The organism is Paraburkholderia sp. XV, assembly GCF_020177535.1.
Taxonomy (GTDB): domain Bacteria; phylum Pseudomonadota; class Gammaproteobacteria; order Burkholderiales; family Burkholderiaceae; genus Paraburkholderia; species Paraburkholderia caribensis.
Genome location: NZ_JAGUUD010000027.1, coordinates 46,557 through 58,155, shown reverse-complemented (window position 1 = coordinate 58,155; position 11,599 = coordinate 46,557). Strand labels below are relative to the sequence as shown.

The window sequence follows — 11,599 nt, the reverse complement described above, 5'->3', positions numbered from 1 at the left end:
ATTAGTCTCCAGGGTTGCGCATTGCTCGCTCGCCTCTGAGTAACAGATCGACGCGGGGATTTACTGGGCTATGGATGTCATCTGAACGAACGATATACTCTGCCTCTACCTTCTCATTGGAAAAAAAGCGGACAATCAAATGAATTCCCGTATCTGGATCTTTTGACGTTGCGCCCTTGATTCGGGTTGTACTGCTGTGCGTTTGCCATTCCGATTCTTGCGCATATTTGTCACCTGTTCTCCAGATGACACGTACGTTGGCCCCAACTCCAGGAAGGCTCGCACAGCATGCGGGACTTGAACTACCGCCCTTCGAGAATCGCTGTACGTCATAACCTATTAACGCCAAGTTCTTGCCTGACTCTGTCTCCAGGTGGAAGTCCCGGATGTCGTCTTCGGTGTAATTGACCGGCCATATATTCATGTACGGCATATAGGAAGCGCTAGAGGCACAACCGACACAGGTGATGGACGCGGTCGCGACAATCGCCGGCAGTAGTTTGCTTTTTATGTTTGCCATCGCTTGATAGATCGCCCCCATCGATAGTTTCCAGGTGATATTCATTGAATGTAGTCATTGGTGTAGTTTGCGGCATGGACGTCTATTTCAGCTACATATCCCTGCGGCATCCCCATTACGCACGCACATACTCCCCAAACGGACACGCCAAGCAGCGCTGCGCGTCCAGCCCCAATCAAGCCGGCAATCATTTTCCTGTTGTTCATAACTTATCCTCTGATCTTGTCAGCACGCATCTGCGCAACCTGATCGCGCGTGTAAAACAAAAGTTCCATGTACCCCGACTCGCTATCTGCCGGGAGCGAGCCTACGACCGTGAGCTCAACGCGATTTGCGATATTGAGCGAATCGCTCCATCGAACGACAATCCGGTCGCCCGGCAACGGAACCGTTACTGACTCTTTCGTTACACTCGATACAGTGGAGCCATCCCCCACATTCCCGATACGCTGGGCATCGATATCGGGCTTTCCCGGCCACTCGATCTGCACATTGCGCACCGGTCGTCGGCTGTCGTTGATTACGTAAACGGACGTGGTTATGCAGCCAGCCAGCCTGATCCCCGCCAGCCAGTCGCGATTCTGCTTCTCTTTCAGCAGCAGTGGTGCGCACTCCGATACCGATTTCCATACGTCCGCAGGAATCTCGCTAAAGGCATCGATAAGAGAGCACTCGCCTTGAATCGTACGGGTAATGGCCTGTTGGAATTCCGCGTGCAAGTCGTAGCCGTTGCCGTATCGCAATGCATAGAGGACGAAGACACTCGCATCACTCTTGCGGTCAAGTCCGCACTCCAATGCGCGATAAACAAAGGGGGCGATTTCAAGAGCACGATCGTTGGGACGGCGCGCTTTCACGAGATCGGGCATTACTTTGTCGATCCACTCAAGCACCTGTCGCGGCACTACTTCGCGCTTCAATTCGTCGACAGTTTCGGCGGGAATCGGAAACACGTCCCACGCAACAGGAGTCGGCAGGTTCTCGCCAGCCAGTTCGACTAGCCGCTTTTCGATGTCCAATGTCCACCACGCATGACACGGACCAAAGACATGCCTACGCGTGTCATCAGGTAATGAGTGATACAGCACCCGCAGATACGATGGCTGATAGAAGAAGAACCATGCCTCTTCATCGTCGGGGCCGAGACGCGCATGAAGCAGTGTTTGCAGATGCTCCACAAATGGCTCCATGTCGCATGACGTCCAGACCCATGAGACAAGCTGCGCGTCCATTTCGGCGAGATGCAATACCCTCCAGAAGATCATGAGAGGATTCGCCTGCCCACTCATGAAACTGACGGTATAGGTCTGATCGCCCTGTAGGTCGGGCATCGCGAAGAGGATTGGACCGGTCTGCTCCAGGTGATCTAGCCCAGAACCGGCGTAGAGCGACCTATGCTGACTATCCCAACCGTCACACAGAAAAGCTCGCTCCCTGTCGCTCATGTGACCCATATCGACAAGCGCATAGAGTCGCGCCTCTGGCTCAGTTTCCGCCAGCTTCGATTGCATTGCGCGAAAGCGCGCAAGCATCCCGTTTTCGAACTCGCGATACATCGCTCAAGCCTCCAGCTTTGCGAACGGCATGCCGGATTGACTCGCGCGCAGCGCGCATTGCGTCGCGGCCGGTTTGGGCAAAACAGGTAGTTCTTCGGGAAGGTGAGCCGGCCCACGCCGTGAGAACGAAGCGGCTTTCCACGTGCGGTCCCCACGGGTGCCGTCCTCGATGCCCGTCGTCGTCATACGCAGGTAGGACCCGCCGCACTTGAGGACGAGTTCTTCCTTTGCCTCGATCACAACACGCCCATTTGCGCTCTTGATGGTCATGTCTCTTTCGGAATCGAGCGACATGGCGTCGTTCTGCGCCTGTATTTCGACCTTGCCCTTCCCGGCGAACAACTTGATGCCCATTCGCTGGGCGAACACCGAAACAGCCTCACCCGCTGCCATCGTGATGCGCCTCACGACGCTCATGTCCGCGTTGCCACCAGCAGTGGCAATGAGGTTCCTCGCTGCGCTGTACTGGAGATCGCCGCCAGTTACCAGTGCGATTCCTTCCGGCGCGGTCACGAATATCCCTGCGCGTTTGAGTTGGTCGATTGTCTCGTCGAGAAGTGCTTTCTGCCGTTCGCAGTCGGCTGCAATCGCCTGCGCCGTTTTCACGGTTTCCGCGAGAGCCGAACTCTGATCCAACGCCCGGCGCAGCAAAGCCAGACCAGGCTCCATATCCAATAATTCGCCCGTTGCGCCTGGCTTGTCGTGCGCGGTGAACAGCAGACCTTTCCCGCCTCGCACAGCGGCATGCCCGGAGGTACGTACCTCGGCACCTTCGCCGCGCTTCTGCCTCTTCGAATCGACCAGAAAGCCGAGATTCAGTTGTGTCTTGCCGGAATGCTCGGTCGAGAGCTTGATGCCTTCCTGACCTTCCCAGTCCTCCATCCGCAGCTTGTTGTTGCTCTGCGTGCGAATGACATTGCGCGATAGCCAGCGGTTGTCGCTCGTGATGTGATCGACGGCCTGGCTGTTGTGCATCGCGTGCGCGATGTATGGCCGGTTCGGGTTGCCGTCGTGGAATGCAATGGCGACCTCTGTACCGTCGAGCAGCGGGAAGTGAAAGCCCGTCTGCAATGCGCCCGCGAACGGCTTTGCAAGACGCAGAGGCACGCTCTCGCCGCCAGGATTCCACGCGTCGAAATCGAGATCGAAGCGGACGACGTAGTAACCGGCGGCAGTCAGATACGCATACTTGTACTCGTCGGGTGAGGTCACGCGTGCGCTGAGCGTGCCTGCAATCCTGGGCCACGCTCTCTCATCCAGCGCCAGCCGGAAACGCCGGTCGGAAGGAATGGCCTTGTACCTGTTGGAGTAGGCCTCATCCCGCGCACCGCGATGAACCACTTCGACAACGACCTGTCCGTTTGGCGCATCAGGCAATGCTTCATCGATATGCAGGATGCGCGCAGGCATCAGTGCAAGAACATTGCTCTCGCCTTCATACACGACCTGCGAGGCGATAGCCGTCTCATGCCTGAGTTGAGCTTCCCACTTCGCGGCCTGTGCGTCCGGGTGATGCGTACCCCACACATAAGGCTGCCCGTAGGTGGTCTTATCTTCGGCTGCTATGTTGGCATCGTCCCTGAACCGTTCCCAGGCGCTATCAGGGTTGTAGTCGGCGACCTGGAACGATCGCGCTACGGTCTGCGTTCGCGTAACGAGCGAACTGACCGCCTCGATACCCGACTCCAGACCGGCCTGCTCGCGATAAGGCACATCGAGCGACGGTTGATAAACATAATGGTCGATGTCGTCGCAGACGTTCAGCACGTCGCCATGCTCACCCGCAGTGATATAGCTGTAGATGCCTTCCTGCTTCATCAGCAGTTGCACCCAGGCGAGATCATCCATCTGGTACTGCATGCGAAACGCATGCTGAGGGTGCTGGCGACGCAGTCGGAAACTGAACTGATGCCCCCGAAAGCCATGCCGTTTCAGTACTTGCTCAATGATTTCCGGCGCGGTGACATGTTGGTAGATACGGCTGGCATGGACGCGAGCCAGCTTCGAGAAATGCGCTTCGAGCACCACTTCATAGCTGGTGAAATCGGGCGTTGTCCTGAGTTCGGTAAAGCTGGTAATCCAACCCGCAAAACGACGTCCGTCGAGGTCTTCGGGAACAATCGAAAACGTCGCGTCCTTGCCAAGATAGTCGGCGCGAGCGAGCCGCAATGGATGCGTAAGCCGGACCGTGACCTGATACGGTTCGCCGAGTCTCTCGGTCGCTGTGAATGAGACAACGGAAAGCCCACTTGCGCTTGCGCCTGTATTGCCCGTCACTTCAAGAAAGTAAGACTGTCTGCCCGTCAGTCCGTTAAGACGCAGACTATCTCCTTCGAAACCGTCAGCCATAGATTTATATCCGAATTATCCCGATGTCTGGGTGACACCGCGGGCCGACGATAATTCGAACGTGCAACTGCACGCCGCGCCATGAGAAATGTCCGAAAGTTGGACTTGCGAGGAAAGTTTGCGCGTGCTGATTGATGGATTTCGAAAGAATCCAGATCCTTTGGATTACGACGCATAAAAAAACCCGCTCACGGCGGGCTATCAAAAGTTGCTCCAGGTTGGTCGTAGAGCAACCTGGCCTTGCGCATCCGAGGCGATGCGCGGAGTGATGCAATCTCAATATAAGGGGCGCAAAGCGCAATGATCTATCGGGCAACTGGGGAAATTTGTCATGCCCGCCGCTTCAGCCTGAGCATCCTGAACGACTCGCCGCGCCCGGTGTGATGCACCACAAACCAAAGACTCAGGTCGTGCTTGCGCGACGGGTCGCACAACGTCACAGCGTCGATCGCCCGCAGGCATGCGCGGCGGGTTGTTTCGCTCGCGTCAGGTCTGATGAGCGAATCACCTGGAGAAAGGCGCGATACAAGCCATTTCAGTGATCCAGGAACAAACTTCGCTGCGATGCCGGACCCGGCCCCCAGGCTTCGGCTAAAACTACCCTCCGGACCGGTGCGCCGCTGCTGATTCTTCGTGCGCGTCGGCGCGCGTTGCGTCGCAGTGGCAGTTGCCGTGTGGCGAAACTTCGAACAGGTGGCGTCCTTCATGGTTGCTCTCCTGAGACTGGTTGCATGACGTTCCGGCGATCATATCCGTCGGCCGGAACGCCAAAGTGTCAAAGGATTACCCGCTGCGCACGAGTTTCGGTTTTAGGCAGTGCAACGGCGCCGTCGGCAAGCGCCCGTCTGGCAACGGATCGGTGCGGCGGGAAAGCGGGGATGCCAGGCCCGGCGCGTTCAGTTTTTGACTCGGATTTCCGGCCGCTGGGCGCGCCAGGAACTTGGGCCGCTTGCAAAACCGCCCCAAAGCGTGTCCTGTGGGTGTCCCGCAAATTAGCAAGAAACTTCCACGATACGGGGATCGAACGGAAACCCTTGTCAGGAACGGGGTTGCAGGGAGAAGAGTTCTCCCGCGGAATGCCCTGTGCGCGGCGGCACCAACTAATGGGATGGTCAGCCTGACCGAGATGGCCCGACGGGCTGACGCTGATCGGGTCATTTCCTTTACCGGGAGACCACCAAGGCCAACGCAACGCTGATCGGTATCGACCTGGCCAAGCACTGCTTCTTCCCTTCACGCGCAGGAAGATGAATCGCAAGCAACTGTATGCATGGCTTGTCCAGGCACCGGCCTGCATCATCGCCATGGAGGCCTGCGCGGGCGCCCACTGGCTGGCGCGCAAATGCCGGTCGTTCGGGCACCAGACTCGCCTGATCGCCCCACAGTTCGTGCGTCCGTTCGTCAACGGCAAACAAGAAACACGCCATGCGCAAGCCATCTGCGAAGCCGCCTCACGCCCGTCGATGCGCTTTGTCGCGCTCAAGACGCCCGAACAACAGGTGCTGCTCGCGCTGCATCGGGTGCGTGCAGCGCACAGACTCAGGTTGCAAAAACCAGGCTGACCATACATTTCCTTGCAGCACGGCGGCAAAGAAATGTTGGTGCCGCCCCGCACAGGGGCAACGCGTGAAGCACGCTAACGAATCGCGGATGCCAGCGAAAGACCAGGCAAACCAAACCAACCCGGCGTCGCAGACAAAAGCCAAACCTTGACTACCACCTCACTCCACGTCTTCCTGCCCCGCCAGCACCTTCAACGCCAGTTCCGACGTGCGCCGGATATGCGCAAACGACGCCAACGACGCCGCCTCCCCATCCCGCCGCTCGATCGCATCGAGCAACGCATTCATCTCGCGATTCGATTCGTCGCCACGCCCGGGCGTCGCAATCGTCAGCGCCCGCAGCCGGTTGATCCGCGCATTCAGCGTCTTCACAACGGTCAACGACACATGCTTCTGCGCACCTTCGAACATCGCGTCATAAAACCGTTCGGTAAACTCGAGCACACGCGGCAGATCCTGCTGCACGAACGCATCTTCAATGTGCTTGCGAATGCCGCGCAACTGCTGCACGAGTTCGGGCGTCGACTGCTCGGCACAAGCACGCGCCGCGTTAGCTTCAAGCAATCCACGCAGCTCGTAAATTTCCCCAACCTGCTCCGGGTCGAGCCGCGCGACAATCGGCCCTTGCCGCGCGACGATTTCGACGAGCCCTTCCGTCTCCAGATGCCGAAGCACTTCGCGCACTACCGTGCGGCTCACGCCCAACTCGTCGCACAACGTGCGTTCGACAAGCCGCGCGCCCGGACGGAAATAACCCTGCACGATCGCACCACGCAGCTTGTCCAGCGTGAGTTCGCGCAGGGTCTTGGCGTTGCGGTCGATTCTGAGGTCTGACATAGGCGGCAATAAGGAAGATGGACGAAGGCCCTGCCGCGCGCCGCACAAACGATAGCGCGTCGGCTGGAATGCCATATTATCGTCCATCTTGCCCTGATGCCGGCCCGCGATGCGAACCGCCGCCGGTTCGCTCATTACGCCGCACCGCGTCCGTGCACGCACGGCGCGCTGCGCAGGCCGCGCGACGCGCGCTCGCCGCCGCCTCACGCCGATGTATGGCCTCGCGCTCACGAGTGGTACGCGTTCTCGCCGTGCGAGCTGAGATCCAGCCCTTCGCGCTCGCCGTCCTGCTCGACCCGCAAACCGATCGTCATATCGACCAGCTTGAACGCGATCACCGACACCACGCCCGACCACACCAGCGACGTCCCCACGCCCCAGCATTGGGAGATCAACTGATCGGCGATGCTGTAGTCGCCGACCTTGTTCGCGACGTAATCGTAGACGCCTGTACCGCCGAGCCGCGGCGACGCGAACACACCCGTCAGCAGCGCGCCGACGATGCCGCCCAGGCAGTGCACACCGAACACATCGAGCGAATCGTCGACGCCGAGCAGGCGCTTGAGCCCATTCACGCCCCAATAACACACGATGCCCGCTGCGAAGCCCATCACGATCGAGCCCATCGGTCCGACGAAACCACACGCCGGCGTAATCACCACAAGCCCCGCAATCGCGCCCGACACCGCGCCGAGCATCGACGGTTTGCCCTTGAGCGTCCATTCGACGAAAGTCCACGCCACCGTCGCCGCGCACGTCGCAAGCAGCGTCGTGACGAAGGCGAGTGCTGCCGCGCCATTCGCTTCGAGATTCGAGCCGACGTTGAACCCAAACCAGCCAACCCACAACAGCGAGCCACCGACCATCGTCAGCGTGAGATTGTGCGGCGCCATCGTTTCGCGCCCATAGCCCGTCCGCTTGCCGATCATGATCGCGCCGACCAGCGCAGCGATCCCCGCATTGATGTGCACCACCGTGCCGCCCGCGAAGTCGATTGCGCCCTTCTGGAACAGGAAGCCTGCCGTGGCCGTCGCCTTTTCACCCGCGGCGGCGCTGGTGTACGCATCGGGGCCCGGCCAGTACCAGACCATGTGCGCAATGGGCAGGTACGAGAACGTGAACCACAGCACCATGAACAGCAGCACAGCCGAAAACTTCGCCCGCTCGGCAATGCCCCCGACAATCAGCGCAGGCGTGATCGCCGCGAACGTCAATTGAAACGCGACATAGATGTACTCGGGAATCACCACGCCTTTGCTGAAGGTCGCAGCTGTCGTGTCCGGCGTCACACCCGCGAGGAACGCCTTGCTGAAGCCGCCGAAGAACGCATTGCCCTCGGTGAACGCGACGCTATAGCCATACAACGCCCACAGCACCCCAAGCAGACAGAACACGACGAGCGTCTGCATCAGCACCGACAGCATGTTCTTCGCGCGCACCATGCCGCCGTAGAACAGCCCGAGTCCCGGCGCGGCCATCATCACGACGAGCAGCGTCGCGACGATCATCCATGCGGTGTCGCCCTTGTTCGGCACAGGGTCGGCGGCGAAAGCCGGCATCGCGAGCGCCAGCATCGTGAGTAACGCAACACATCTGACCAGACTTTTCATTGCGCGATCCTTTGGAAAACGCCGCGGCATGCCGCGTGCGATACGCGGGAAGCGTCGACGGTAATGTGTGGACTTAACTGAACTGCGGGAACTGCAGAAACTGCGGGGATTGCAGAAATGCTTGAAGCGTTGTCGCCGCTACTTGCGGCGGGCGCACACGCCCGCCGCATCACTTCGATATCAATACTGCTGCCCAGGAATCCACGACGTGCCCGCGAGCGGAATGCGCGCCATCGCTGCCGCTTCCACCGTCAGCGCGACGAGATCTTCCGGTTCCAGGTGATGCACGTTCTGCTTGCCGCAGGCGCGTGCGATCGTCGTCAGCTCCATGTTCAGCGTCTTCAGATAGTTGCGCACGCGACGCGAACCTTCTTCGGGTTGCAGACGCTGTTCCAGCACGGCGTCCTGGGTCGTCACGCCGACGGGACACTTGCCCGTATGACAGTGATGGCAGAAACCCGGCGACGTGTTGAGCGCCGCGTAATCGGCCGCGGCGGAATGCAGCGCGCCGTCCTTGAAGTACGTGTCGCTATTGCAGCCGAGCGCCATCAGCACACCCTGCCCGATCGCCACGGCATCGGCGCCGAGTGCGAGCGCTTTGGCCACATCGGCGCCCGTGCGAATGCCGCCCGATACGATCAGCTGCACCGTGCCTTTCATGTTCAGGTCTTCGAGCGCATCAACGGCCTGACGCACGGCGGCGAGCGTCGGAATGCCGACGTTTTCGATGAAGCACGTTTGCGTCGCCGCCGTGCCGCCCTGCATCCCGTCGATCACGACCACGTCCGCGCCCGCATGCACGGCGAGCTTCACATCGTTGAACGTGCGCGTCGCGCCGACCTTCACGTAGATCGGCTTTTCCCAGTCAGTGATTTCGCGCAGTTCCTGAATCTTGATCGCGAGATCGTCGGGGCCCGTCCAGTCCGGGTGCCGGCTGGCCGAACGCTGGTCGACACCGGCCGGCAACGTACGCATCGACGCCACGCGTGGATTGACCTTCTGTCCGAGCAGCATGCCGCCGCCGCCCGGCTTCGCGCCCTGGCCGATCACGACCTCGATGGCATCGGCGCGGCGCACGTCGTCGGGATTGAAGCCGTAGCGCGACGGCAGGCACTGATACACCAGCGTCTTCGATGACTGACGCTCTTCCTGTGTCATGCCGCCATCGCCTGTCGTGGTGGACGTGCCGGCTGCCGTGGCCGCGCGGCCCAATGCTTCCTTCACGTTCGCCGACAATGCGCCGAAGCTCATGCCTGCAATCGTGATGGGAATGTCGAGCACGACAGGCTTCTTCGCGAAGCGCGTGCCGAGCAACGTCTGCGTCGCGCACTTCTCGCGATAGCCTTCCAGCGGATAGCGCGACAGCGACGCGCCGAGAAACAGCAGATCGTCGAAGTGCGGCACGCGGCGTTTCGCACCGAGACCCCGGATTTCATAAAGTCCGCGCTGTGCAGCGGTATGGATGTAATCGATCGTCTTGCGGTCGTAGCCTTGCGACTCTTCCTGCTGCAAGCGGGCGAAATGGATAGGTTTTTCCATGGGGACGCTCTCGTGATTCAGTGATCGGTGTTCAATATTCCTGGTCCGCGTCCGCGTTCCAGTGATAGAGCGTGCGTGCCGAAGCAATGCGCTTGAACGCGCGCGGATCGTGCTTCAGGCCTGCTGCGTCGAGCAGCGAGGCGACCGCCGTAAAGTCCGCATCCGACATTGCCTCGAACTGCGCATCCGCGCCGAGCGATTTCACATCGCCTTTCACGTACAGCACCGCTTCGTAGAGCGAGTCGCCGAGTGCATCGCCTGCATCGCCGCAGATCACCATGCGGCCCGCCTGCGCCATGAACGCCGAAAAACTCCCCACCGATCCACCGACGACGATATCGCCGCCCTTCAGCGAAATGCCGCAACGCAAACCCGCATCGCCGTCGATCACGAGCAGCCCGCCATGCGCGGACGCACCCGCGCCATTCGACGCGAAGCCCTTCACATGCACCTTGCCGCTCATCATGTTTTCGGCGACGCCCGTACCCGCGCTGCCTTTGATCACGATGCTCGCGTGCTTGTTCATGCCGCCCGCGTAGTAGCCCGCGTGGCCGTCGATCGTGATCGTCACGTCGGCATCGACGCCGACCGCGATGTTGTGCGCGCCGTTCGGCGAGGTCACGGTGATCTGCTGGCCTTTGAGCGCAGCGGCGTCGCCGTGCAAATACTGGTTCACTTCCCTGACCGATCCGCGCTCAAGGTCGAATGTCACGCTTTCCATACATACATCTCCTCGGGTGCCGGTTCGAATACCTTCGCGTTCTTGATGTCAGGCAGATGCGCGAGCGAGCGGAACTCGGACGCGATCGCCACGTAGTCGTCGTTCTCGGCGACGACGGCAGGCTTGCACGCGAACGGATCGCGAATCAACGCGAGCTCCGTCGTCGTGCCCATCAGGAATGTGTAGAAGCCGTCGAGTTCTTCGAAACCCTTCTGCAACGCTTCGGGCAATGCATCGCCTTCACGCAGACGCCATTCGAGAAAGCGGCATGCGGCTTCCGTATCGTTGTCGGTGTCGAAGTGAATGCCTTGCGGCTCCAGCTTGCGACGCACGCCATACGGGTTCGACAGCGAGCCGTTGTGCACGAGACAGAAGTCTTCGCCCGCCGTGAACGGGTGCGCGCGATCCGGCGTCACTGCCGATTCCGTCGCCATGCGCGTATGGCCAACCAGATGCGAGCCCTTCAGATTCGCAAAGCCATAGCGGTCCGCGACCTGCGCGGGCGTGCCGATGTCCTTGTAGAGATCGATCGAACGGCCCGTCGACAGCAGATACAGCTTCGGATAATGCTCGCGCAGCCAGCTCTTTACGTTTTCCGCATTGCCTTGCAGCGTCAGCACGGCATGATTGCCTTTCGCGTCGATGCGCGCCGTCACGTCCATCGCCGCATTCAACGCGTCGAGCAACGGCGTCCATGCAAAACGATCGCCTTCCTCCGTGAAGCCGGCGTACAGGCTCAGCTTGCGCTGGCTCGCATCGACTGCCTTGCCGAACACGGCAAGACCCGCCGAATCCGGACCGCGCTCCGTCATGCCGATCAGCATCGGCACCATCAGTTCGCCGAGCCGTTCGCGTAGTGCCGGTGTCTTCACCAGCAGACCTACGATTCCACACATAATTTCTTC

At 60.2% G+C, this 11,599-nt stretch carries 10 protein-coding genes and 1 pseudogene; 1 reads left to right on the top strand and 10 read right to left on the bottom strand.

Annotated features, from left to right (window positions below; genetic code table 11):
- Position 1: 1 nt before the first annotated feature.
- From KFO72_RS15985 to KFO72_RS15965, 5 genes are all read right to left on the bottom strand, one after another.
- A complete protein-coding gene (locus tag KFO72_RS15985; protein WP_225032537.1) occupies positions 2-565 on the bottom strand; it encodes a DUF3304 domain-containing protein in 564 nt (187 codons plus the stop codon).
- A complete protein-coding gene (locus tag KFO72_RS15980; RefSeq protein ID WP_225032536.1) occupies positions 562-726 on the bottom strand; it encodes a hypothetical protein in 165 nt (54 codons plus the stop codon). Before KFO72_RS15980 ends, KFO72_RS15985 begins: the two co-directional genes overlap by 4 nt.
- A gap of 3 nt (positions 727-729) precedes the next feature.
- Positions 730-2,076, bottom strand: coding sequence for a DUF4123 domain-containing protein (locus tag KFO72_RS15975; protein WP_225032535.1), 1,347 nt, complete (start codon positions 2,074-2,076; stop codon positions 730-732).
- Between the two features lie 3 nt (positions 2,077-2,079).
- The gene (locus KFO72_RS15970; protein WP_225032534.1) at positions 2,080-4,425 is read right to left on the bottom strand and encodes a type VI secretion system Vgr family protein; all 2,346 of its coding nucleotides are present in this window, start codon (positions 4,423-4,425) and stop codon (positions 2,080-2,082) included.
- Between the two features lie 329 nt (positions 4,426-4,754).
- Positions 4,755-5,132 carry a hypothetical protein gene (locus KFO72_RS15965; RefSeq protein ID WP_225032533.1) on the bottom strand — a complete coding sequence of 126 codons (378 nt, stop codon included), beginning with the start codon at positions 5,130-5,132 and terminating at the stop codon, positions 4,755-4,757.
- A gap of 438 nt (positions 5,133-5,570) precedes the next feature.
- Between KFO72_RS15965 and KFO72_RS15960 the strand changes: the two are divergent.
- Positions 5,571-5,951, top strand: a pseudogene (locus tag KFO72_RS15960) (hypothetical protein); the annotation flags it as partial.
- A 195-nt stretch (positions 5,952-6,146) separates the two neighbouring features.
- On the opposite strand, the gene KFO72_RS15955 reads toward KFO72_RS15960, so the two are convergent.
- From KFO72_RS15955 to KFO72_RS15935, 5 genes are all read right to left on the bottom strand, one after another.
- Positions 6,147-6,824, bottom strand: coding sequence for a GntR family transcriptional regulator (locus KFO72_RS15955; protein WP_225032532.1), 678 nt, complete (start codon positions 6,822-6,824; stop codon positions 6,147-6,149).
- A 227-nt stretch (positions 6,825-7,051) separates the two neighbouring features.
- Positions 7,052-8,398 (bottom strand): ammonium transporter, encoded by a 1,347-nt coding sequence (locus KFO72_RS15950; RefSeq protein ID WP_225032545.1) that lies wholly within the window; start codon positions 8,396-8,398, stop codon positions 7,052-7,054.
- A 216-nt stretch (positions 8,399-8,614) separates the two neighbouring features.
- Positions 8,615-9,973, bottom strand: coding sequence for an FMN-binding glutamate synthase family protein (locus KFO72_RS15945; protein WP_062918626.1), 1,359 nt, complete (start codon positions 9,971-9,973; stop codon positions 8,615-8,617).
- Between the two features lie 31 nt (positions 9,974-10,004).
- Positions 10,005-10,694 carry a protein glxC gene (locus KFO72_RS15940; RefSeq protein WP_107202954.1) on the bottom strand — a complete coding sequence of 230 codons (690 nt, stop codon included), beginning with the start codon at positions 10,692-10,694 and terminating at the stop codon, positions 10,005-10,007.
- On the bottom strand, positions 10,682-11,590 hold the full coding sequence (locus KFO72_RS15935) for a class II glutamine amidotransferase (RefSeq protein WP_054923437.1): 909 nt from the start codon (positions 11,588-11,590) through the stop codon (positions 10,682-10,684). The genes KFO72_RS15940 and KFO72_RS15935 overlap by 13 nt, the downstream gene beginning before the upstream one ends.
- Positions 11,591-11,599 lie beyond the last annotated feature (9 nt).

Coding starts and splice junctions, on each gene's coding strand:
- KFO72_RS15985 (WP_225032537.1), bottom strand. CDS start 565: ATGAATATCACCTGGAAACTATCGATGGGGGCGATCTATCAAGCGATG.
- KFO72_RS15980 (WP_225032536.1), bottom strand. CDS start 726: ATGAACAACAGGAAAATGATTGCCGGCTTGATTGGGGCTGGACGCGCA.
- KFO72_RS15975 (WP_225032535.1), bottom strand. CDS start 2,076: ATGTATCGCGAGTTCGAAAACGGGATGCTTGCGCGCTTTCGCGCAATG.
- KFO72_RS15970 (WP_225032534.1), bottom strand. CDS start 4,425: ATGGCTGACGGTTTCGAAGGAGATAGTCTGCGTCTTAACGGACTGACG.
- KFO72_RS15965 (WP_225032533.1), bottom strand. CDS start 5,132: ATGAAGGACGCCACCTGTTCGAAGTTTCGCCACACGGCAACTGCCACT.
- KFO72_RS15955 (WP_225032532.1), bottom strand. CDS start 6,824: ATGTCAGACCTCAGAATCGACCGCAACGCCAAGACCCTGCGCGAACTC.
- KFO72_RS15950 (WP_225032545.1), bottom strand. CDS start 8,398: ATGCTGGCGCTCGCGATGCCGGCTTTCGCCGCCGACCCTGTGCCGAAC.
- KFO72_RS15945 (WP_062918626.1), bottom strand. CDS start 9,973: ATGGAAAAACCTATCCATTTCGCCCGCTTGCAGCAGGAAGAGTCGCAA.
- KFO72_RS15940 (WP_107202954.1), bottom strand. CDS start 10,694: ATGGAAAGCGTGACATTCGACCTTGAGCGCGGATCGGTCAGGGAAGTG.
- KFO72_RS15935 (WP_054923437.1), bottom strand. CDS start 11,590: ATGTGTGGAATCGTAGGTCTGCTGGTGAAGACACCGGCACTACGCGAA.